The following is a 23,064-nucleotide window of genomic DNA, read 5'->3' as shown; positions in this document are numbered from 1 at the left end:
GGATAGAGCCATGCGCGTCCTGTCCGCCCTTCTGATCGCAGCGGCGCTTTTCCTGCCAGCGTCCGCCCCGGCCTTCGCGGGCGAGTTCCTGCCCTCGATCCAGAAGATCGCCGATCGCGGCACCCTGGTGATCGCCGTCGTAGACGGAGCGCGGCCGCCCATGATCAGCCGTGAGCAAGGGACGCCTGTCGCCGGATTCGACGTCGAGCTCGGCGAGGACATCGCGCGTGCGCTGGGCGTCGAAGCGAAATTCGTCGCGGCGGGCCGGCGCGGCATCAATGTCATCGACAAGGTCGCCGCCGGGGAGGCCGACATCGGCCTGTCCTACCTGAGCGAGAGCGTCGAGGCGGGTCGCCGCGTCTTCTTCAGCCGGCCTTACATGATCGAGGCCCACACGGTCCTGGTCGACCGGGTCAAGGCCGTCGAGCTCGGCGACGATTGCCCCAGCGTTTCCGATTTGAGGCGCCTTGCGGCAACTCCGGGCCGTGTCGGATCCTTGAGACAGAGTCCTTTCGCCGCCATCGCAGACTCCGGGGCCGAAACCAAGGTGACACTCTTCGATGATGTCGAAAGCCTGATCGCGGCGGTCCAGGCCGGCGAGATCCTGGTCAGCGTCCAGGGCGAACTGGAGGCCAAGTACTACCTGTCGCGCCATCCCCAGGCCGCGATCCGCCTGAAGTATTGCCATGTTCCTAATGTCCGGCACCGGGTCTCCGTCGCGGTCCGGCCCGGCGCCATCGGCCTGGCGCGCTGGCTCGATCTCTACCTCGCCCAGCGGGGCGTCATCATCGACCTGGACACGCTGATCTACCGCGCGGACCGCTCGGTCTATTGAGGCCTTCGATGAAGCTTCTTCGTGCCACCCTAGTGAGCGCCCTGCTCGTCCTCGCCAATCTCGGGCCGGGGCCGGCGGCGGCGCAGGACCTGCTCGAAGACTTGCCGGTGATGGCGGATCTCGCGGCTATCATGGAGCGGGGCACGCTCGCCGTCGCCCAGATCGACGGCAGCCTGCCCCCGGTGTTCCAGGTCGGCGAGAACGGCGAGCTGTCCGGCTTCGAGATCGCGCTCGCAGAGGCCATGGCCAAGGACCTGGGCGTAACGCTCGACATCCGCCGGACGGCGGAGAGCTACGACGCCGTCGTGGCCCAGGTCGCCGCCGGCGAGGCGGACCTCGGCATCTCCTTCATCAGCTACACCGCCCGCCGGGCGAAGCACGTGCTGTTCTCGCGGCCTTACGCGACGCAGAACGAGACCGTGCTTATCAACCGGGTCCGGGGGCTCAAGTTTCGCGCGCAGTGCCCCGGCGAGGGCGAGCTGGCGCGGGCCGGCCTGGGCGCGGACATGCTGGGGGTGCAGGCCAATTCGACCTTCGCCGCCGAACTGCGCAACAGGCTTCCCGACCTCAAGGTCCGCGCGTTCGACGAGTCCGAACAGCTGCTGCGGGCGGTGCGCGACGGGGAGATCGCCCTGTCGCTGCAAGGGGAGCTCTCGGCGCGTTGGTTCCTCTCGACCAATCCCGCCGCCAGGATTCGGCTGCGCTACTGCACGCTCGAGGGCCTGCGCGACCGGATCGCCATCGCCGTCCCGCCGGGACGCTTCGAACTGCTCGCCTGGGTCAACGCCTTCCTCGACGAGCACCAGGTCGACTTCACCGTGTCCGACCTGATCCGCCACGAAGGGCCGTGGCGCTTCGATAAGTAGAACTGGTGGAGCGGTGAAGCGGGTCGAGGCTAGGCGGTCTGGCGGACCCGACAGGATTCGAACCTGTGACCTCTGCCTTCGGAGGGCAGCGCTCTATCCAGCTGAGCTACGGGTCCTCGCCGGTGAATCGCCGGGACCTTAGTGCAAGGAAGCCGGTCCGTAAACCGTCGGTTTAAAGACGCGGAACGCGCAAGCCGTCGGAACCGTGGAAACGGTTCCCGCTTGCGCGGTCTTCTTCAGGCAGCGATCTATCGATGAAGGAAAGGGTGCAGAGAACCGCGTGCGCGGGTCAGGCCGCCCGCCACAGGTTGGTGGACTTGCACTTCGTACAGACGCGCTCCCCCGGCCACGAACTCTTGAAAGGATCACGGCACATGAGACACTTCCGCTCCTTGACCTCGTAGATCTTGTCGGGCTGTGGTTTCTGGTTTTTTTCGCTGGACGTGGCCATCTCGACTATCTCGTGTGAATGCTGCGCCGCAACATAGTGATTTATCAGTTAAAGTCAATGGTTTCGTCACAGAAATGTTGGGGAATTATTTTCCCATATGGCCTGGAACCGCGTCCCGAATCAGGCACTTAACCAGGGCGTCCGGGATTAGTCCGGCGATTCAATGGTTAATCCGACGGCAGACCGCCGCAGGCCGCCGCGACCACCTCGCCCGGGCCAACCTCGGCGCCCGCGGCGGCATCCCCGGACACCTCGGCGAGCGCCGCCAGACGCGCCTGGGCGTCCCGGTCCATGCCCGACGGCAGCGGCCCGTCGCCCGCCTCCATCCAATGCAGCATGTCGCGATAGACCACTTCGCGCTGGAGATCGTGCAGCAGCATGTGCCAGCCGTCGCGGTAGAGCGCCTTCTGCTGGTCCTGGGCGCAGGCGGCGGGCAGACCGCGCCAGAACAGCAGCGTCGGCTCGGCGGGAATGACCTCGTCGCGCTTACCGTAGAGCACCAGCGCCCGGGCGCGGAAATCCGGCGCGGCGGTCAGCGCCTCGGTCATCAGATCGGTCAGGCCGGAGATCGCCACGGCCTTGGTCTTCTTGATCACCAAGGGGTCGCGGCCCTTCTTGATGAGCGCGTCGATGTTGTCCGAGGCTTGAATCTTCAGGCCGCGCCCCGAGGCGGTGACCCAGGGGAAGAAGTTCTCCACGATCCACAGAGTGGCCCGCTGATAGAACGGCATGGTGTAGCGGCCCCAGACCGCGGGCGCGGACAGGATCACGCCGTCGACCTCGGGCGCCTCTTGCCTCGACAGGGTCACCACCGCGAGCGCTCCGCCCATGGAATCGCCGAGCACGAAGAGCGGCCGGTCCGAATGGCGGCGCCGGATCAGCCGAAGCGCGTCGGCCAAATCCTCGGCCATCCGCTCGGTGCCGGCCCAGAGGCCGGCGTGGGGCGCCCGCCCGAAACCGCGTTGGTCGTAGGCGTAGACCAGGAAGCCGCGCTCGGCGAACCAGCTGGCCGGCAGATCGAAGATCTCGGCGTAGTCGTTGAACCCGTGAACGGCCAGGATGACGCCCCTGGGGTTCTCGCTATTCTGGCTCTCGGACTGCGGACCCTTGGGCCGGCTTTTGGCTGGGGGCTCCCAGCGGCGCAGCGGCAGGGGCGTGCCGTCGCTGGTCACGAAGGTCTTGTCCTGCAGCGTCGGCACCGTCGTCCCGGGACCGGGCGGCATGTGCGACGCGCAGCCAAGGAGGAGCAGGACCAGGAGAAGGGCCCAGCTTCTCACCTTACGGCCCACGGCCGCCCTCGCTCCGCTCGGCCCCTTCTTCGTGGGCGCCGCGAGTGAGCTGCAGGAAGAGGTCTTCCAGGTCGGTCTCCTCCGTCGAGACGTCGGTCACGGTCAGGTCGGTGCCGGCGACGACGCCGAGGATCTCGTTCACCGGGCTCTGGCGAGTGCGGTAGTGGAACAGCAGGCGGCCCGGCTCGACGATTTCGGGGTGAAAGGCCTTGAGCGGCTCGGGCACTTCTGTCACCGCCTCTGCCAGCACGAGGGTCAGGGTCTTGTTGTCCAGCCGCCTGAGCAGCGCGCGGGTCGTGTCGCAGGCGACCACGCGGCCATGGTTGATGATCGCGATGCGGTCGCAGAGCTCCTCCGCCTCCTCGAGATAGTGAGTGGTGAGGAGGATCGTGGTGCCCCGGCGGTTCAGCTCGCGCACCTGGGCCCAGAGCTGCTGGCGCAGCTCGATGTCGACCCCGGCGGTCGGCTCGTCGAGCACCAGGACCGGCGGGTTGTGGACCATGGCCTTGGCCACCATCAGGCGCCGGCGCATGCCGCCGGAGAGCGTGCGGGCGTAGGCCCGGGCCTTGTCGGCCAGGCCGAGCGCCGCGAGGATCTCGTCGGTGCGCCGCTCCCGGCGAGGCACAGCGTAGAGGCCGGCCTGCAACTCGAGCAGCTCGCGCGGCGTAAAGAAGGGGTCGATGTTGAGCTCCTGGGGCACCACGCCGATCGCCGCGCGCGACTGGCGCGCCGCCCGGTCGATGTCGTAGCCCCAGATCCGGGCGGTTCCGCTGGTCTTGTTGACCAGACCGGCCAGGATGTTGATCAGGGTCGATTTGCCCGCCCCGTTGGGGCCGAGAAGCCCGAACAGCGAGCCGCGCGGAATCGCCAGGTCGACGTCGGTCAGCGCCTGAAGCGGGCCGGTCCGCCCCGTGCCGCGGTAGGTCTTGTTGAGCCCGACGACCTCGACCGCCTGGTCCGGCAGAGCGGCGGAGCCGTCCGGCGCCGAGGCGCCCGGACCTGCGAGGCCCTGTTCTGGGAGGGTGGACATGGAGGCTCGGCCGGAAGCGGGCAAATCGTTCAAATCGTTGATCGCGACGAGGCAATCGGTATCATCCGGCCTACGGAGGGTCAACCAAGCGGCGGGGGACCGGCGCAGGCCCGGAAATCGGCGAGGCGGGGCGGCGTGATGGAACCAGCGGACATCAAGTACATCGACACCGAGATCTTCGCCTGCGACGGCGGCGACGGGCCGCTCGGCCACCCGCGGGTGTTCCTCAACATGGAGGGCAAGGGCCAGATCGACTGCCCCTACTGCGGCTGCCGCTACATCCTCAAGCAGGACGAGGCGCTCGCCGAACCTCGGGGCGCGGCCGAGACCGCGGGCGCAGGAACGGCCAGCGGAGCCTAGAGCAGTCGTAAGGGGCCCGCCGGACGCGGCCAATCGAGCGCTCGACTCCTCCCAGGTCCTGCTGCATGCTCTCGCCTGTCATGGACGACGGCGCGGCCCCCATCAAACATCTCTATCTGATCGACGGCTCCGGTTACATATTCCGGGCCTACTACGCGATCCCGCCGCGCAGCACGACGGCCGGCGTGCCGACCAACGCGGCCTTCGGCTTCACCAACATGCTGATCAAGCTGCTGCGCGAGAGCGACGCCGACGGCATCGCGGTCATCTTCGACGCCAGCGGCACCTCTTTCCGCAACGACTTCTATCCCGACTACAAGGCCAACCGGGACGAGCCGCCGGACGACCTCAAGCCCCAGTTCGCCATGGTCCGCGAGGCGACCCGGGCGCTCAATCTGCCGTCGATCGAGATGGAGGGCTACGAGGCGGACGACCTGATCGCGACCTACGCCAAGCTGGCCCGCGAACGCGGCATAGAGGTCACGATCGTCTCCTCGGACAAGGACCTGATGCAGCTGGTCGGCGAGGGCGTCGCCATGCTCGACCCGATGAAGAACCGGCCGATCGGCCCCGACGAGGTGGTCGAGAAGTTCGGCGTGCCGCCCGAGAAGGTGGTCGACGTGCAGGCCCTGGCCGGCGACTCGGTCGACAACGTGCCCGGCGTGCCGGGCATCGGCGTGAAAACCGCCGCCCAGCTGATCGAGGCCTACGGCGATCTCGACGAGCTGCTCGAGCGGGCCGAAGAGATCAAGCAGCCCAAGCGCCGCCAGAACCTGATCGAGTTCGCTGAACAGGCCCGGATCAGCCGCCGCCTGGTCGAGCTCAAGGACGACGTCGCCATCGATGCGCCGATCGACAGCTTCGGCCTGAGGACGCCCCATGCGGACCCCCTGAAGAGCTTCCTCGAGAAGTACGAGTTTCGCTCGGTCATCGCCCGCCTGCCGGACATCCTGGGCGAGGCCGCCGCCCCGGAGGCCGCCGAGCCCGGCCCGGCGCCGGGCTACGAGCTGGTCGACGACGCCGCCGCGCTGAAGGGCTGGGTGGCCGAGGCCCTGGCCCAGGGCTGGGTCGCGGTTGACACCGAGACCACCGGGCTCAACGCCATGCGCGCCGAGCTGGTCGGCGTCTCCCTGGCGCTGGCGCCCGGCCGGGCCTGCTACATCCCCTTCGGCCACCGCCACGCCCAGGAGGACGGCGAGCTTGCGCTCGAGGGCGGCGCCGGCCTGGTCGCCGGACAGATCGGCCGGGACCAGGCGCTCGGACTGCTCAAGCCCCTGCTCGAGGACGGCTCGGTGCTCAAGATCGGCCAGAACATCAAGTACGACATGATCGTGCTCGCCCGGGCCGGCATCGAGATGGCGACGATCGACGACACCATGCTGCTGTCCTACGCGCTCGACGGCGGGCTGCACAACCACGGCATGGACGAGCTGGCCGAGCAGCACCTCGGCCACAAGACCATCAAGTTCAAGGACGTCGCCGGCAGCGGGCGCAGCCAGGTAACCTTCGACCGGGTGCCCCTGGAGAAGGCGCGCGACTACGCCGCCGAGGACGCCGACATCACGCTGCGCCTGCACCGCGCCCTGAAACCGCGCCTCCTGGCCGAGCGCCTGGTCACGGTCTACGAGACCCTGGAGCGCCCCCTGGTCCCGGTCCTGGCCGCCATGGAGCGAGCGGGCGTCAAAGTCGACCGCGAGGCGCTGCGGCGCCTGTCCAACGACTTCGCCCAACGGGCCGCCGAGCTCGAGGCCGAGATCCACGGCCTAGCCGGCCGGCCCTTCACCATCGGATCGCCCAAGCAGCTGGGCGAGATTCTGTTCGACGAGATGGGCCTGGAGGGCGGCAAGAAGACCAAGACCGGCGCCTACGCGACCGGTGCCGATATCCTCGAGAGCCTCGCGGCCCAGGGCCACGACCTGCCCGGGCGGGTCCTCGACTGGCGCCAGCTGACCAAGCTCAAGTCGACCTACACCGACGCCCTGCAGGACCAGATCAATCCGGAGACCGGACGGGTCCATACCTCCTACAGCCAGGCCGTCGCGTCGACCGGGCGGCTCTCGTCGAACGACCCCAACCTGCAGAACATCCCGGTCCGCACCGAGGAGGGGCGCAGGATCCGCCAGGCCTTCATCGCCGAGCCGGGCATGGCGCTGCTCTCGGTCGACTACAGCCAGATCGAGCTGCGCCTCGCCGCCCACATCGCCGACGTCGCGCCCCTGAAGCAGGCCTTCCACGAGGGCCAGGACATCCACGCGATCACCGCCAGCCAGGTCTTCGGCGTGCCGGTCGAGGGCATGGACCCCATGGTCCGGCGCCAGGCCAAGGCGATCAATTTCGGCATCATCTACGGCATCTCGGCCTTCGGCCTGGCGAACAACCTCGGCATCGAGCGGTCCGAGGCCAAGGCCTATATCGACGCCTACTTCGAGCGCTATCCCGGTATCCGGGACTACATGGACCGCATGCGCAAGCAGGCCCGCGAGACGGGCTTCGTCACCACGCTGTTCGGCCGCAAAGTCCACGTGCCGGCGATCCGCGAGAAGAACCCGGCGCGCCGCGGGTTCGGCGAGCGGGCTGCGATCAATGCGCCGATCCAGGGCGCCGCCGCCGACATCATCAAGCGCGCCATGATCAGGATCCCGCCGGCCCTGGCCGAGGCCGGGCTGGCCGCGCGCATGCTGCTGCAGGTGCACGACGAGCTGCTGTTCGAATGCCCGGCCGGCGAGGTCGAGGAGACCTCGGCCCTGGTGCGCCGGGTGATGGAGCAGGCGGCCGGCCCGGCTGTCACGCTCTCGGTGCCCCTGGTGGCGGACGCCGGCGTCGGCGAAACCTGGGCCCAGGCCCACTAGGGCCTGCGCGGCCGGCGCAACAAATAGTATGGTCGGACTACCCCTGGCTGCAGCTCTCGCCCCGGTATCTCAAAAAGAATTCCCTTCTTATCAATGCTATGTACGTCTATAGTCTGGTTAGCCTAAAACGTTTTTAGGTTAACTTCTTCATTATAAATCCGCCCCATAATCGCCACGTTTTCCAGCGGCGGGCATCGACCAGGACGTGTCGGCCCCGCCGGCAAGCCGAAAAGGTGGCGCCGGATGACGGACATACAAACGGTTCTCTTGAGCCAGCTTAACAGGAGCCTTGTCGGCTCCGATATGGCGCGGGACATCGACGAGGTACTGATCGAGCGGTTCCGCGCTGCCAAGCAGGCCTATCGCAGCCTCCCCAACTCTCAGGTCGGCGGCAAGGTCGAGCAGCAGCGCCAGCAGCTGCTCAACCGCATCGCCATGCTGCAGAGCGAGACCTTCTTCAAGGTCAGCAGCGACACGGCGCTGACCAAGATGATCCCCAACATCCTGATCCCCTACCTGATCGACCAGGGGGCCGCCGCCTACGAGGCGCGCTCGGTCCAGGACCTGCGCGTCCTGGAGCTCAATCTGCAGCAGTTCCAGACCGTCCTCGACAAGGCGATCAACCGTACCGAGCACCGGCGCAAGTCGCGCGGCCAGGGCATCCTGGGCAGCATCGGGGCGCTCTTCGTGATCGCCGGACTGGTCGCCTATGGCAATCAGGCCGGCATCGACAAGAACTGGATCATCCCGATCCTCTCGGTGCCCGTGACCATCGTGCTGTGGAGCCTGATCGGCTCCCTCGCCGCAATGCTCTACCGCTTCAACAAGGCCGACGACCTGGACGAGCCGTTGCGCTGGCTGTGCGCCCGGCCGGTCACCGGCATGGTGATGGGCACCATCGTCTACCTCATGATCAAGGGCACCCTGATCCTGTCGAGCAGCCAGATCCCGATCTCGACCCTGGGCTCCCAGGAGGTCATGTGGCTGATCGCCTTCCTCTCCGGCTTCAGCGACCGCTTCTGCGACTTCGTGCTGAACCTGGTGGTCGGGCGTCTGACCGGGGTCGGCGCCGAAGCCAAGCCCGAGGCGCGGGTGCCCGAGAGCCTGCATTCGGCCCCGTCACGTCGCTCGATCCAGCTGCTCGACGAGCTGAGCTATGACCGGATCAACGGCGGCATGGCGATGCCGCCGCCGCCGAAGCCCAAGGCGAAGCCCGCCAAGCGGCGGCCTAGGAAGAAGACTGCCAAGCCGCCGCAGCCCGACGCGGTCGATCCCGGCAGCCTGCCGGTGACCAGCGGGCTGCCCAACCCGGCGGAACCGGACGGCGGCGGCGAGTGGGGCGACCGCAGCTAGCCCGCACCGCAGCACCCCGATCCAACCAAAGGCGCCCCGCGTAAATCACGCGGGGCGCCTTTGGTTTCCGGCCTTGCCGCGTCATGTCGCCCCTGATACACGGTCCAGCCTGAGGGCCCGCACAGAAGGGATGCAGAGCATGAGCGCGTTCAGCGATTACAAGGTCGCCGATATCTCCTTGGCCGAGATGGGCCGCAAGGAGATCAGCCTGGCCGAAACCGAGATGCCTGGCCTGATGGCGGTGCGCGAAGAGTACGGCGAGGCCCAGCCACTCAAGGGCGCGCGGATCATCGGCTGCCTGCACATGACGATCCAGACGGCGGTGCTCATCGAGACCCTGACGGCGCTGGGCGCCACGGTGCGCTGGTCGTCGTGCAACATCTTCTCGACCCAGGACCAGGCGGCGGCGGCCATGGCGGCCAGCGGCGTCCCGGTCTTCGCCTGGAAGGGCGAGACCGAGGAGGAGTACTGGTGGTGCATCGAGCAGACGATCACGGGCCCGGACGGCTGGACGCCCAACATGTTGCTCGACGACGGCGGTGACCTGACGGCGGTCATGCACGAGAAGCATCCGGAGCTGATGAAGGAGGTGCGCGGTCTCTCGGAGGAGACCACCACGGGCGTCAAGCGGCTCTACGAGATGGCCCAGGAGGGCTCCCTCGCCGTGCCCTGCATCAACGTCAACGACTCAGTCACCAAGTCGAAGTTCGACAACATCTACGGCTGCCGCGAAAGCCTGGTCGACGGCATCCGGCGGGCCACCGACCTGATGCTTGCCGGCAAGGTCGCCGTGGTCGCCGGTTACGGCGACGTGGGAAAGGGCTCGAGCGCGTCGCTGCGCAACGCCGGCTGCCGGGTCATGGTCACCGAGATCGATCCGATCTGCGCGCTGCAGGCCGCCATGGAGGGCTACGACGTGGTCACCATGGAGGACGCGGCGCCGGTCGCCGACATCTTCGTCTCGGCGACAGGCAATACCGACATCATCACCATCGAGCACATGCGGGCGATGAAGGACCGCGCGGTGGTCTGCAACATCGGCCACTTCGACAACGAGATCGAGGTGGCGGCGCTCAAGAACCACAAGTGGAACAACATCAAGCCCCAGGTCGACGAGATCGAGTTCCCCGACGGCAAGCGCATCCTGCTGCTCGCCGAGGGCCGGCTGGTCAACCTGGGCTGCGCCACGGGTCACCCCAGCTTCGTCATGAGCGCGTCCTTCACCAACCAGGTGCTGGCTCAGATCGAGCTCTGGAACAACGCCGAGAAGTACGAGAAGCAGGTCTATGTGCTGCCCAAGCACCTGGACGAGAAGGTCGCGGCCCTGCACCTGTCGAAGATCGGCGCCAAGCTGACCACCCTGACCGACAAGCAGGCGCACTACTTCGGCGTCCCGGTGGAAGGCCCCTACAAGACCGACGGCTACCGCTACTAGAACAGGCCCTCACGCTTGCTGTTCTTGGGGGCGCGCGGCCGAAGACGCGGCCGCCGCCCTGACGTGAACCCTCCTTTAACGCTATGCGTCGAGCATGACCCGGCGGCCGCGGCCTCCGAGGGTGAGCTTGTTTTGCATAAGCGCTTTGGCCTAAACTCGGCGCCGTCGGCATCGCGCGCACCCAAGGAAACCCCCGGCGGGGCGGAATGAATGGCCGAAGATTTCCGGCACAGGCAAGAGTTGAACGAAGCCGGCTCGCGAAGGAGCGGCCGTGAGCGTTGAGTGGATCCTCGCCGCGGCCGGCATCGGATGCGCGGCCGTCGCCGGCTGGTTCGCCCACCGCAGCCGGGCCGAGGTCCTGGCGACCCGCAGGCTGATGCACGAGACCGTGTCCGGCAAGGCGGCCCTGTCGGTCGCGCCGGCCGGCTACTACGTGATCCACGACGACGAGTCGGTGATCGCTTCCTCGCCCTGGCTGCACCGCCTGCTCGGTCTGCCCGAGGATGCGCGGCCGAGCTTCGAGGACGTCCTGGCCGCGCTCGACCCCGAAGACGAGAAGCGGTTGAGCGGCGCGGTCGACACCCTGCGCTCGAGCGGCAGCAGCTTCCTGGAGACGGTCCGCCGGCGCGACCGCGGCCGGGTGTTCCGGGTCGAAGGCGCCTGGTCGTCCGAAGGCGGGACCCAGGGCTGCAACGTGCTCTGGTTCACCGACGTCACCGACTCCTCCGAGGCGGTGGCCGCGGCCTGCGCCGAGCGCGACGAGCACGCCCAGCTGCTCGACGCCCTGCCCCTGCCGGTCTGGCGCCGCGGCGCCGACCTCTCGCTGGTCTACTGCAACCTCGCCTACGCCCGCGCCGTCGACCGGCCGCGCGACGAGGTTCTGGCCGAGGGCATCGAGCTGCCGGACACGGCGCTGGCCAACGTCAGCCTGGACCTCGCGCGCAAGGCGCGGGACGAGGTGGAGCTGGACAGCGCGCGGCTCCACGTCGTCGTGTCGGGCGAGCGCCGCCTGCTCGAGCTGTCCGAGCAGGGCCTCGCCGAGGGCACCGCCGGCACCGCCGTCGACCGCACCGACGCCGAGGAGCTCGAGGTCCAGCTGGAGCGCCATATCCAGGCCCACGCCGAGGTTCTGGAGAACCTGGGCACGGCAATCACGATCTGGGGCCCCGACATGCGCCTCAAGTTCTACAACAGCGCCTATGCCCAGCTCTGGCGAGTCGACGAGAGCAAGCTCGCCGAGGAGCCCCATCACAACGACGTCATGGAGATGCTGCGCGAGAACCGGCGCCTGCCTGAGCAGCCGGACTTTCCCGCCTACAAGGCCGAACGGCTCAAGCTGTTCAGCACGCTGATCGAGCCCATGGAGGAGCTGATGCACCTGCCGGACGGCTCGACCCTGCGGGTCCTGGGCTCGCCCCACCCCTTCGGCGGCGTGCTCCTGACCTACGAGGACGTGACCGACCGCCTGGCGCTCGAGCGCTCCTACAACACGCTGATCGCGGTCCAGCGGGAAACCCTGAACAATCTCTACGAGGGCGTCGCGGTCTACGGCGTGGACGGGCGGCTCAAGCTCTGGAACCCCGGCTTCGCGCGGATCTGGAAACTGCCCAAGAGGCTTCTGGAGTCCGAGCCCCACGCCCGGGAGGTGACCGCCCGGACGCGCAAGTTCTTCGACGTCTCGGACGACGACTGGCCGACCTTCATCGAGCAGAGCGTCGCGCAGATCACCGAGGCCGGCGGCCTCGACGGGCGCCAGGAGCGGGCCGACGGCTCGGTGGTCGACTGGGCGCAGGTGCCCCTGCCCGACGGCGCCTCGCTCTTCACCTTCCTCGACGTCACCGACTCGATCCGGGTCGAGCGGGCGCTGAGGGAGCGCAACGAGGCTCTGGAAACCACCGACCGCCTGAAGTCGGAGTTCCTCGCCAACATCTCCTACGAGCTGCGCACGCCGCTCAACGCCATCGTCGGCTTCGCCGAGATCCTGGAGAACAAGTTCTTCGGCGAGTTGAACGAGCGGCAGCTCGAGTACAGCCGCGCCATCGTCGAGTCATCCCAGCGCCTGCTCGCGCTGATCAACGACATTCTCGACCTGGCGACGATCGAGGCCGGCTACCTGCGCCTCGACCTGGTGCCGGTCGAGCTGGCGACGGTCCTCGAGGCGATTCACACCCTGGGCCACGAGCGGGCGCGGAGCCGGGGGATCGAGCTGACGGTCGACTGCGGGCCGAACGTCGAGAAGATCATGGCCGACGAGCGCCGGCTCAAACAGGCGCTCTACAACCTGCTGTCCAACGCCCTCAAGTTCACGCCCGAGGGCGGCAAGATCGTGATCGGAGCGCACAGCGCGGGCGACGAGATGCTGATCACCGTGACCGACACCGGCATCGGCATTCCCCTGGACCAGCAGACCCAGGTGTTCGACAAGTTCGAGCGCGGCATCGGCCAGGGGCGCCAAGCCGGCGCCGGGCTCGGCCTCTCCCTGGTCAAGAGCCTGATCGAGCTGCACGACGGCTGGGTCGAGCTCGACTCGGCCCCGAACAGCGGGACCAAGGTGACCTGCCACCTGCCCCTGCGCCAGGTCGGCGAGGCCGCGGCGGAATAGACCGCTGTCGGGCCTAACGCTGGTCCGGCAGGCCCTTGGTCGTGGAATACTCCCAGTGCAGCGCCTTCCCGGGATGGACCAGCGGGTAGATCGCGTGCGCCGCCATGGCCGCCTCGCTGAATCCGGTCAGGATCAGCTTGAGCTTGCCCGGGTAGCTGTTGATGTCGCCGATCGCGAAGACCCCGGGCTCCGAGGTCTCGCAGGTCGCCGGATCGACCTTGACGAGGTCGCGGTCGAGGCCGAGGCCCCAGCGGGCGATCGGCCCCAGGTCCATCGAGAGTCCGAAGAAGGCGAGCAGGTGGTCGGCCGTCAGACGGCGCTCCGCGCCGTCGAACGAGCGCACGACGACGGTCTCGAGGCGGCCGTCGCGGCCCTCGAGGGCGTGCAGCTGAAAGGGGATCACCTTCTCGACCGTGCCGCCCGCATCGCACAGACGCCCGAGCCGGGCGACGCTCTCCGGCGCCGCCCGAAACTTGTCGCGGCGGTGCACCAGATAGATCTTCTCCGCCGTGTCGCTGAGCGCCAGCGCCCAGTCCACCGCCGAGTCGCCGCCGCCGGCGATCACCAGGCGCCGGCCGTCGAAGAGCTCGCGGCGCGCGACCAGATAGTGCACGCTCTCGCCCTCGTAGGCCTCGATCCCGGCCAGCGGCGGCCGGTTCGGCCCGAATGCGCCGCCGCCGGCGGCGATCACCACGGCGCGGCAGTCCACCGCCGTGCCGCCCCCGGTCTCGACCAGCCAGCGTGCGCCGCGGCGGGTCAGCCCGGTGACGGTCTGGCCGAGGTGATAGACCGGTGCGAAGGGCGCGGCCTGGCGTTCCAGGCGCTCGACCAGATCGCCGGCCATGATGACCGGCTGCCCCGGGATGTCGTAGATCGGCTTCTCGGGATAGAGCGCCCGGCACTGGCCGCCGACCGCATCGAGCGCATCGATCACGTGGCAGCGGATCTGCAGCATGCCGAGCTCGAACACGGCGAAGAGCCCGACCGGCCCGGCGCCAATGACGGCGACATCGGTTTCCTGGACTTGTTGGGCCATGGGGGAACTCGCTGATGGAACGGGACTTTCAGCCCAAAATGGCCACGGCCAGGAGCCTTGGCAAGGTCGGGGTCGGGCCGCTAAAAGGTGGCCGTCATGCCCGCATCATCCGCCGAGGCCACCGACGAGGGGGCCGTCTTCGAGCACGATCTGCCGGATCTTCCGGCGACCGAGGCGCTGGGCCGGAGGCTGGCCGCCCTGGCCAGGCCGGGCGACGTGATCGCGCTGGAAGGCGCCCTGGGCGCCGGCAAGACGAGCCTCGCCCGCGCCTTCATCAGGGCCCTGATCGCCCAGGGCGGCGCGCCGGACAACGAAGAGATCCCGAGCCCGACCTTCACCCTGGTCCAGATCTACGACCGCGCGCCGGCGCCGGTCTGGCACTTCGATCTCTACCGCCTCGAGCGGCCCGAGGAGGTCTATGAGTTGGGCTTCGAGGAAGCGCTGGCCGGCGCCATCAGCCTGATCGAGTGGCCCGGCCGCCTCGGCGCGCTGCTGCCCGACGAGCGCCTGGAGGTTTCACTGCGCTTCGCCGAGGGCGGCGACGGCCGGCACGCGACGATCACCGGCTTCGGCGCCTGGCGCGAGCGCCTGGCCGATTGGAACGAAGGATAGCGCGACCATGAAGGGGCCGGACGAACGGGCCGCGCTGATTGCGGCCTTCCTCGCCGACACCGGCTGGCGCGGCCAGGCGCCGCGGCCCCTAGCAGCCGACGCCTCCTTCCGCCGCTACTTCAGGCTGAGCCACGACGGCGAAACCGCGGTGCTGATGGACGCGCCGCCGCCGATGGAGAACGTGCGCGCCTTCCACCGCGTGCAAATGCTGCTCTGCGACCTGGGCTTCTCTGCGCCGCGCGCCCTCAAGGTCGACGAGGCCGCCGGCCTGATGCTGCTGGAGGATCTGGGTGACCGGACCTTCACCCGGGCGCTCGCCGAGGGCGCGGCGGAGCGGCCGCTCTACCGCCTGGCGGTCGACCTGCTGATCGACCTGCACCGGCGCTTCCAGCCCTCCGCGGCGGCGGCGCTGCCACCCTACGACGACCGGCGACTGCTCGAGGAAGCCCTGCTGCTGACGGACTGGTATCTGCCGGCGCTGGGCCGGCCACCCGGCCCTGAGGCGCGCGAGGCCTACATCGCCGCCTGGCGGCGCGTTCTGCCGGTCGCCCGCGCCGTGCCCGAGACCCTTGTCCTGCGCGACTATCACGTGGACAATCTGATGGTGGTGAAGGGCCGCAAGGGCCTGCAGGCCTGCGGCCTGCTCGACTTCCAGGACGCGGTGCTGGGGCCCGTCACCTACGACCTGGTGTCCCTGCTGGAAGACGTGCGCCGCGACGTTTCCCAGGACTTGGCGCGAGATATGACGGCACGCTACCTGAAGCAACGCGGCGACCTCGATGCGGACGCCTTCCGCGCGTCCTACGCAGTGCTCGGGGCCCAGCGCAACGCCAAGATCATCGGGATCTTCACCCGCCTCAGCCGGCGCGACGGCAAGCCGCACTACCTGAAGCACATTCCCCGGACCTGGCGCCTGCTGGAGGGCGACCTGGCCCATCCCGCGCTCGCCCCGGTCAGGGACTGGTTCGACCGCTTCATCCCGGCGGACCGCCGCGAGGTGCCCGACGGCGAGGCCCCGGCGTGAGCCCGGCCGTGGGTATGCCCCGGCAGGCCATGGTGCTCGCGGCGGGACTCGGCCTGCGCATGCGCCCGCTGACCGACAAGACGCCGAAGCCGCTCATCCAGGTACAGGGGCGGAGCATGCTGGACCGGGTGCTGGACCGGCTGCACGCGGTCGGCGTCGAGCAGGCCGTGGTCAACCTGCATCACCTCGGCGACCAGATCGAAGCCCACCTGAAAGACCGCGACGACCTGAAGATCTCGTTCTCGCACGAGGAAGAGCTTCTGCTCGAGACCGGCGGCGGCGTGGCCGGGGCCCGCGACATGCTGGGCGAAGAGCCGTTCTTCGTCATCAACGGAGACGTGGTCTGGCTCGACGGCGGCACGCCGGCCTTGCTGCGCCTGGCGCAGGCCTGGGACGAGGATCGCATGGACTTCCTGCTCCTGGTCCATCCCGTGACCTATGCCTACGGCTACGAAGGGCTGGGCGACTTCTTCATGGATCCGGCGGGCCGCCTGCGCCGCCGGCGCGAGCGGGAGATCGCGCCCTTCATCTTCGCCGGCATCCAGATCCTCCATCCGCGGGTGCTGCGCGACCTGCCCGACGGCGCCTTCTCGCTCAACCTGCTCTACGACCGCGCGGTCGAGGAGGACCGCCTCTGGGGTCTGCGCCACGACGGCGAGTGGTTCCACGTGGGCACGCCCGAATCCCTGGCCGAGGTGGAGGACGCACTGCATCACCTCAGTCCCGGCGCGATTCACAGGTGAGCGCGCCTCCGGTCAGCATCTCGACGATACCCGCCGGCCTCTGTTTCGCGGATACCCTGGCCGAGGGCCTGCTCGAAGAGGCGGCGGGCGACCCCTTGGCGCTCTCCCGGACGACCGTGTTGCTGCCGACCCGGCGCGCCGTCCGTGCCCTGGGCGAGGCCTTCCTGCGCGTCAGCCAGGGTCGGCCGCTGCTGCTGCCGCGCATGCGGCCTCTGGGCGACCTCGACGCCGACGAGCTGCTGTTCTTCGGCGAGGAGGCGCTCGGCGGCATGGGCGCGGCGGCCGAGCTGCCGCCCGCCATGCCGGCGCTGCGCCGCCAACTCCTGCTCGCGCAGTTGATCCTCGCCTGGTCGGCGCGCCGGGCGGCGGAAGGCGACCACGAGGTTCCGAGCGAGGATCAGGCGGTGCAGCTGGCCGCGGCCCTGGCCGCGCTGATCGACCAGGTCGAGACCGAAGGTCTCTCGTTCGACCAGCTCGCCGATCTGGTGCCCGACGCCTTCGCCGCCCATTGGCAGACCACCCTGCGTTTCCTCGAGATCGTGACCGCCCACTGGCCCGCCGTGGAACGGGACGAGGGCTGCATCGGGCCGGCGGAGCGCCGGCGCCTGCTGATGGAGGCCCAGGCCGATGCGTGGCGCCGGGCGCCGGCGGCGGACCCGGTGATCGTCGCCGGCTCGACCGGCAGCATTCCGGCCACCGCGGCCCTGATCGACGTGGTCGCGTCGCTGCCGCGCGGCGCCGTCGTCCTGCCCGGCCTGGACCTCACCGCCGACGAGGAGGATTGGGCCGCGGTCCTGGAGGATCCGGCGCACCCGCAGCACGGCATGGCGCGGCTGCTCGAGCGTCTGGCGGTCGGCCGCGACCAGGTCGGGCTCTGGCGCGGCCGCGACGCCGCGGCGCCGGCGGCCGCGCGGGCCCGCTTCGTCAACCTGGCGCTGCTGCCGGCCGCGCGCACCGCGCGCTGGCACCGCCTGCCGGACACGCTGCCGCGCGACGAGATCCGCCACTCGCTCGCGAGCGTCAAGCGGATCGACTGCCCCGGCGCGGCCGAGGAAGCCCTGGTCATCGCGCTCCTGATGCGCAGGGCGCTGGAGACCGACGGCCGCCGCGCCGCGCTGGTCACGCCCGACCGCGGCCTCGCCCGGCGGGTCGCGGCCGAACTGAAACGCTGGCGCATCGCGGTCGACGACTCCGCCGGCACGCCGCTGGCAGAAACGGGCCCCGGCGTCTTCCTGCGGGCGACGGCCGAGATGATGACGGGGGCGCTAACCCCGGTCGCCCTGCTGGCCGCGCTCAAGCACCCGCTCGCCGGCGGCGGCGAGGACCCGGCCGAATTCCGCGCCCGGGTGCGCAGCCTGGAACGCCGGGTGCTGCGAGGCGCGCGCCCTGCCCCCGGGTTCGAGGGCCTGCTCCGGGCCCTGGATACCCGAGCGGACGCCGTAGATCGGGAGGCGAAGCAGGAGGAAGACCTCCGGCCCTGGGTCCGGCGCCTCGCCGAGTACGCCGGCCCCTTCGCTACCGCCCTGGCGCAGGAAAGCGCGGCGCTCGGCGACCTCCTGGCGGCCCACCTGCGTTTCGCGGAAGCGCTGGCGGCGAGCGACGCCGAGAGCGGCGCCACGCGACTGTGGGACGGGGAAGCGGGCGAGGCGCTGGCCGGGTTCTTCGCCGAACTGCTCGACTCCGCCGGCGCCGCGCCGCCTCTGGAGGGCGCGCGCTACGCGGCGCTGCTGAGCGGCCTGATGCAGGGCCGCGTGGTCCGGCCGAGCCGCGGCACGCACCCGCGGCTGGCGATCCTCGGCCCCCTGGAGGCGCGGCTCCAGCAGGTCGATACCGTGATCCTGGGCGGCCTGAACGAGGGCACCTGGCCGGCGGACAGCGACCCGGGCCCCTGGCTCAGCCGGCCGATGCGGGTCGCCTTCGGCCTGCCGGCGCCGGAACGGCGGATCGGGCTCTCAGCCCACGACTTCGCCCAGGCCTTCTCGGCGCCGGAAGTCTTCCTGACCCGGGCGACCCGGGTCGAGGGCTCGCCCACGGTGCCGTCCCGCTGGCTGCTGCGCCTCGACGCCCTCCTGAAGGCGCTGGACCTGGATGACCTGGAGAGCCCCGACTGGCAGGCCGTGGCCGAGGGCCTCGACGCGCCCGAGCACGAGCGGCGCAGCACGCCGCCGGCACCCCGCCCCCCGGTCGCGGCACGCCCGCGAAAGCTCTCCGTGACCCAGATCGAAACCTGGATGCGCGACCCCTACCAGATCTATGCCCGCCACATCCTGAAGCTGGTGCCCCTGCCGGCGATCGACCAGGATCCGAGCCAAGCCGATCTGGGCAGCCTGGTGCACGCCGCCCTGGAGCGCTTTGTCGAGACCTACCCCGACCAGCTGCCACCGGATCCGGAAGCAGCCCTGATCGAGATCGTCCACCAAGCTCTGGAGCCCTACGCGGACCGCCCCGGGCTGGTCGCTTTCTGGGCGCCGCGCTTCGCGCGCGTGGCCGGCTGGGTCGCGGCGCGGGAACGGCTCCAGAGGATCACGCTCGAACGGGCCTACGCCGAGGTCGAGGGCCACAGGACCTTGCGCGGCCCCGGGGGCGACTTCGTGCTGACCGCGAAGGCGGACCGGATCGACGTCCAGCAGAGCGGCCACGTCGTGATCCTGGACTACAAGACGGGCGCGACGCCGGTCGACCGGGACATCGCGCTCGGCCTGGCGCCGCAATTGCCGCTGGAAGCCGCGATCGCGGAAGTGGGCGGGTTCGGCCCCGAGATTCCGGCCACCATCCCGTTCCGCCTGGAGCACTGGCGGCTGACCGGCCGGGAGCCGGCCGGCAAAGTTGAAGAGGTTGGCGGCGACCTTGCAGATCTGGTCGCCGAGGCCGTCGACGGGCTCCAGGGGCTGATCGACCTGTTCGACCGGGAGTCGACACCCTACCACGCCCAGCCGCGGCCCGACTGGGCCCCGCGCTACAACGACTATGAGCATCTCGAGCGGGTCCGGGCCTGGTCGGGCGGCGAGGAGGGATCATGACCCCCGAGGGCGGCCGCGACGCCAAGACCGAACACGCCGCCGCGGTTCAGCGCCAGGCGCTCGACCCCGGCGCCTCGGTCTGGGTCGGCGCCTCCGCCGGCACCGGAAAGACCAAGGTGCTGACCGACCGGGTGGCCAGCCTGCTGCTGCACGGCACCCCCCCGGGGCGCATCCTCTGCCTCACCTTCACCAAGGCGGCCGCGGCCGAGATGGCCAATCGCCTGGCCGGGCGCCTGGCGGCCTGGTCCGTGCTCGATGAGGCGGCGCTGAGGGACGATCTCCACGCGCTGCTCGGTCCGCCGCCCGATGCGGATCTGCTGGCGCGGGCGCGCCGGCTCTTCGCCTCCGTGCTCGATACGCCGGGGGGCATCAAGATCCAGACCATCCACGCCTTCTGCGAGTCGCTGCTCGGACGCTTCCCCCTGGAAGCGGGGGTCGCGCCCCACGCCCAAGTGCTCGACGAGCGCTCGGCGGCCGAGATCCTGGAGGAGGCCCGGCGCGAGGTCTTGGGGCGCATCGTCGCGCAAAGCAGCGCGCTGGCCGACGCCCTGGCCACGGTCAGCGCGACGACCTACGAGAGCGGCTTCGACGAGCTGCTCGGCGAGCTGCTGCGCGAACGGTCCCGCTTCGCGCGCCTGCGCGCGCGCCACGGCGATCTGGACGGCCTGATCGCCGCGCTCTACCGGGGGCTGGAATGCCGGCCGGAGGAAACCCGGGAGGGCCTTCTGGCGGCGGCGGCCAGCGAGGGCGCGTTCGACCGCGCGGGCCTCACGGCCGCCGCGGCCGCGATGCTCCAGGGCGGCACCACCGACCAGCGCCACGGTACGATCATTGGGCGCTGGTTGGCGGCGGAACCGACCGAGCGCGCCCGCCAGACCGAGGCCTACCTGGAGGCCTACTTCAAGGACGGCGGCGCAGGCGACCGCCGCGCCAAGCTGATTTACAAGGAAGCCCTGGCGCTCGCGCCGGGGGCCGACAAGGTCCTCGCCGACGAGGCCGAGCGCCTGGCCGCGCTGCGCGGCCGGCTCGCAGCCGTCAAGGTCGGCGCGGCCACGGCGGCCCTGCTCCGTCTCGGAGAACGGATCCTCGAGCGCTACAAGCAGCATAAACAGAGGCGCGGACTGCTCGACTACGACGACCTGATCCTGAAAGCGCGCGACCTCCTGCGGAAGAGCGGCGCCGCCGCCTGGGTGCTCTACAAGCTCGACGGCGGCCTGGACCACATCCTGATCGACGAGGCGCAGGACACCAACCCCGAGCAGTGGGACGTCATCGCGGACCTGTCGGAGGAGTTCTTCGCCGGCGCGGGGGCGCGCGACACGGTGCGCACGGTCTTCGCCGTCGGCGACGCCAAGCAGTCGATCTTCAGCTTCCAGCGGGCTGCGCCGGAGGCCTTCTCGAAGATGCGCGAGCATTTCGCTGAGCGCGCCCGGGACGCCGGGCAGGGCTGGGAACAGGTCGACCTGAAGAGCTCGTTCCGCTCGACCGCCGCCGTGCTGGAGGCGGTCGACGCCGTGTTCGGCGACGCCGCCGGCCTCGGCGCCTTCATCGACCGCGACGCAGGCGGTCACGACCCGGTGCGCGTCGGCCAGGCCGGCCTGGTCGAGCTCTGGCCGCCGGTCAGCCCGGACCGGCCGACCCCGCGGCCGCCCTGGCAGCCGCCGGAAGAGCGCGCCGGCCGCAATCCGGCCCCCCTCCGGCTCGCCCGCCTGATCGCGCGCAAGATCCGCGCCTGGACCCTGGACCCGGCGCTGCGCGACGATCCCGATACGCGGCTGGCGTCCCGGGACCGGCGCCTGCTGCCCGGAGACTTTCTGATCCTGGTGCGGCGGCGCAATCATTTCTTCGACGCGATGGTACGGGCCCTGAAACAGGAAGGCGTTCCCGTGGCCGGGGCCGACCGGATGGTGCTGACCGAGCAGATGGCGATCATGGACCTGATCGCCCTCGGCCGCTGCCTGCTGATGCCCGAGGACGACCTGACCCTGGCCACGGTGCTCAAGGGCCCTCTGTTCGGCCTGGACGAGGACCAGCTGTTCCGGCTGGCCCACGATCGGCGCGGCCCGCTCTGGGCCGAGCTGCCGCGCCGCGCCGAGGAAGACCCGGCGATCCGCTCGGCCCACGAACGGCTCGAGGCCCTACGCTCGGATGCCGTCGCCCTCCGGCCCTACGAGTTCTACGCCGGGCTGCTGGGTCCGGGCGGCGGCCGTGCCGCTCTGGCCGCCAACCTCGGGCAGGAGGCCCGCGATCCGATCGAGGAGTTCCTGTCCCAGGCGCTCGCCTACGAACGCACCGAGACGCCGACCCTGGAGGGCTTTCTCCATTGGCTGGAAGCGAGCAATCTGGAGGTTAAACGGGACATGGAGCTGGGCGGCGACAGCGTCCGAGTCATGACAGTGCACGGGGCCAAGGGCCTGCAGGCGCCCGTGGTGATCCTGCCGGACACCATGCAGGAACCGCAGCCCAAGACCGGCCTGCTGTGGTCCGAGGAAGACGGCGCCGTGGTCTGGCCGTTGCGCAAGGCTTTCGACGGCAAGCTGGCCGGCCGGGCGCGGGCGGCGGTGGAGGCGACGCGCAAGGAGGAGTACCGCCGGCTGCTCTATGTCGCCATGACCCGCGCCGAGGACCGCCTCTATATCGCCGGCTGGGAGACTCTTCAGGGCAGGCGGGAGAAATGCTGGTACAGCCTGGTGCGAAACGCCCTTGCCGATATTGCCGAAGAGACGAGCTACGATTTCAAGGCACTGATGGCAGACGGCTGGGCGGGTCCGGGGCTGCGCCTCGCCCACGACCAGGACGCCGCGCCGGAGTTGGGCGGGCGGCGGGAGAAGGTCGCCGCCCCGGTGGCGCCGCCTCCGTGGATCGCCGATCCGGCGCCGCCGGAGCCGTCCCCGCCCCGACCCTTGGCCCCCTCGCGGCCGCGCGCAGCCGACCCGCCCAGCCTGTCGCCGCTGAGCGCGGACCCCGGCCGGCGCTTCCGCCGCGGCCTTCTGGTGCACCGCCTGCTGGAGAGTCTGCCCGAGCTGCCCGCGGGACGGCGCCGCGAGGCCGGGCGGGCCTTCCTGGACAGCGCCGTTCACGGACTGGAGCCCGGCGAGCGCGACGAGATCCTGGCCGAGACCCTGGCCATTCTCGAGGAAGAGGCCTTCGCGCCGCTGTTCGGTCCCGATAGCCGGGCCGAAGTGGCGCTGACCGGGGTGATCGAGGGCCCCGGAGGCCCGGAAGCGGTTTCCGGCCAGGTCGACCGCCTGGTGGTCGGCACGGACCGGGTCATGGTCGTGGACTACAAGACCAACCGCCCCGCGCCACGGGACCCGGCCGAGGTTCCGCAGGTCTACCTCGCCCAGATGGCGCTCTACCGGCGGATACTCGCGGAAATCTACCCGGGCAGGGCCATAGACACCTGCCTGCTGTGGACCGATGGCCCGCGAATCATGCCACTCAGCCATGATCTCCTTGCAAGTCAGTTCCCTTGACGCTCCGAGGGGGGGCTCATTAAATGATCGCTGCGCTCCGAATCGGGTCCCGCGAAGACCGGAAGCGGAGACCACGGTCATAG

Annotated in this window: 15 protein-coding genes and 1 tRNA gene; 12 read left to right on the top strand and 4 right to left on the bottom strand. The window is 69.9% G+C overall.

The window, feature by feature from the left end; all coding sequences use genetic code 11:
- Window positions 1-10: 10 nt before the first annotated feature.
- Window positions 11-835 (top strand): transporter substrate-binding domain-containing protein, encoded by an 825-nt coding sequence (locus QNJ67_06775; GenBank protein ID MDJ0608663.1) that lies wholly within the window; start codon window positions 11-13, stop codon window positions 833-835.
- Window positions 836-843: 8 nt separating this feature from the next.
- Complete coding sequence (locus QNJ67_06770; protein MDJ0608662.1) at window positions 844-1,701, top strand: ABC transporter substrate-binding protein; 858 nt, start codon at window positions 844-846, stop codon at window positions 1,699-1,701.
- A gap of 39 nt (window positions 1,702-1,740) precedes the next feature.
- Here QNJ67_06770 and QNJ67_06765 read toward each other — a convergent pair.
- The 3 genes from QNJ67_06765 to QNJ67_06755 all read right to left on the bottom strand — a co-directional run bounded on the left by QNJ67_06765 (window position 1,741) and on the right by QNJ67_06755 (window position 4,471).
- Window positions 1,741-1,817: transfer RNA gene (locus QNJ67_06765), tRNA-Arg, on the bottom strand.
- A 502-nt stretch (window positions 1,818-2,319) separates the two neighbouring features.
- On the bottom strand, window positions 2,320-3,429 hold the full coding sequence (locus QNJ67_06760; GenBank protein ID MDJ0608661.1) for an alpha/beta hydrolase: 1,110 nt from the start codon (window positions 3,427-3,429) through the stop codon (window positions 2,320-2,322).
- A 1-nt stretch (window position 3,430) separates the two neighbouring features.
- The gene (locus tag QNJ67_06755; GenBank protein MDJ0608660.1) at window positions 3,431-4,471 is read right to left on the bottom strand and encodes an ABC transporter ATP-binding protein; all 1,041 of its coding nucleotides are present in this window, start codon (window positions 4,469-4,471) and stop codon (window positions 3,431-3,433) included.
- A gap of 138 nt (window positions 4,472-4,609) precedes the next feature.
- Between QNJ67_06755 and QNJ67_06750 the strand changes: the two genes are divergently transcribed.
- From QNJ67_06750 to QNJ67_06730, 5 genes are all read left to right on the top strand, one after another.
- The gene (locus QNJ67_06750) at window positions 4,610-4,831 is read left to right on the top strand and encodes a zinc-finger domain-containing protein (GenBank protein ID MDJ0608659.1); all 222 of its coding nucleotides are present in this window, start codon (window positions 4,610-4,612) and stop codon (window positions 4,829-4,831) included.
- A gap of 65 nt (window positions 4,832-4,896) precedes the next feature.
- Window positions 4,897-7,680 (top strand): DNA polymerase I, encoded by a 2,784-nt coding sequence (gene polA, locus QNJ67_06745; protein ID MDJ0608658.1) that lies wholly within the window; start codon window positions 4,897-4,899, stop codon window positions 7,678-7,680.
- 243 nt (window positions 7,681-7,923) lie between these two features.
- The gene (locus QNJ67_06740) at window positions 7,924-9,033 is read left to right on the top strand and encodes a hypothetical protein (GenBank protein ID MDJ0608657.1); all 1,110 of its coding nucleotides are present in this window, start codon (window positions 7,924-7,926) and stop codon (window positions 9,031-9,033) included.
- A 139-nt stretch (window positions 9,034-9,172) separates the two neighbouring features.
- On the top strand, window positions 9,173-10,468 hold the full coding sequence (gene ahcY, locus QNJ67_06735) for an adenosylhomocysteinase (protein MDJ0608656.1): 1,296 nt from the start codon (window positions 9,173-9,175) through the stop codon (window positions 10,466-10,468).
- 271 nt (window positions 10,469-10,739) lie between these two features.
- Window positions 10,740-13,070: a PAS-domain containing protein gene (locus QNJ67_06730; protein ID MDJ0608655.1), complete on the top strand. Its 2,331-nt coding sequence runs from the start codon at window positions 10,740-10,742 to the stop codon at window positions 13,068-13,070.
- Window positions 13,071-13,083: 13 nt separating this feature from the next.
- Here QNJ67_06730 and QNJ67_06725 read toward each other — a convergent pair whose 3' ends face one another.
- Complete coding sequence (locus QNJ67_06725; GenBank protein ID MDJ0608654.1) at window positions 13,084-14,106, bottom strand: NAD(P)/FAD-dependent oxidoreductase; 1,023 nt, start codon at window positions 14,104-14,106, stop codon at window positions 13,084-13,086.
- Between the two features lie 96 nt (window positions 14,107-14,202).
- On the opposite strand from QNJ67_06725, the gene tsaE reads away from it, so the two are divergent.
- Genes tsaE through addA form a run of 5 tightly spaced genes read left to right on the top strand, consistent with a single transcriptional unit; the run spans window position 14,203 to window position 22,981 of the window.
- The gene (gene tsaE / locus QNJ67_06720; GenBank protein ID MDJ0608653.1) at window positions 14,203-14,718 is read left to right on the top strand and encodes a tRNA (adenosine(37)-N6)-threonylcarbamoyltransferase complex ATPase subunit type 1 TsaE; all 516 of its coding nucleotides are present in this window, start codon (window positions 14,203-14,205) and stop codon (window positions 14,716-14,718) included.
- Between the two features lie 7 nt (window positions 14,719-14,725).
- Window positions 14,726-15,742, top strand: a complete 1,017-nt coding sequence (locus tag QNJ67_06715) for a phosphotransferase (protein MDJ0608652.1) — start codon at window positions 14,726-14,728, stop codon at window positions 15,740-15,742.
- Window positions 15,743-15,756: 14 nt separating this feature from the next.
- Window positions 15,757-16,485, top strand: coding sequence for a nucleotidyltransferase family protein (locus QNJ67_06710; GenBank protein ID MDJ0608651.1), 729 nt, complete (start codon window positions 15,757-15,759; stop codon window positions 16,483-16,485).
- A complete protein-coding gene (gene addB / locus QNJ67_06705; GenBank protein ID MDJ0608650.1) occupies window positions 16,482-19,505 on the top strand; it encodes a double-strand break repair protein AddB in 3,024 nt (1,007 codons plus the stop codon). The genes QNJ67_06710 and addB overlap by 4 nt, the downstream gene beginning before the upstream one ends.
- Window positions 19,502-22,981, top strand: coding sequence for a double-strand break repair helicase AddA (gene addA / locus QNJ67_06700; protein MDJ0608649.1), 3,480 nt, complete (start codon window positions 19,502-19,504; stop codon window positions 22,979-22,981). The genes addB and addA overlap by 4 nt, the downstream gene beginning before the upstream one ends.
- The last annotated feature ends 83 nt before the right edge of the window (window positions 22,982-23,064 follow it).

The organism is Kiloniellales bacterium, assembly GCA_030064845.1.
In the GTDB taxonomy this organism is placed as follows: domain Bacteria; phylum Pseudomonadota; class Alphaproteobacteria; order Kiloniellales; family JAKSDN01; genus JASJEC01.
The sequence above is the reverse complement of the archived record's forward strand: the minus strand, read 5'-3'. Positions and strand labels throughout refer to the sequence as shown.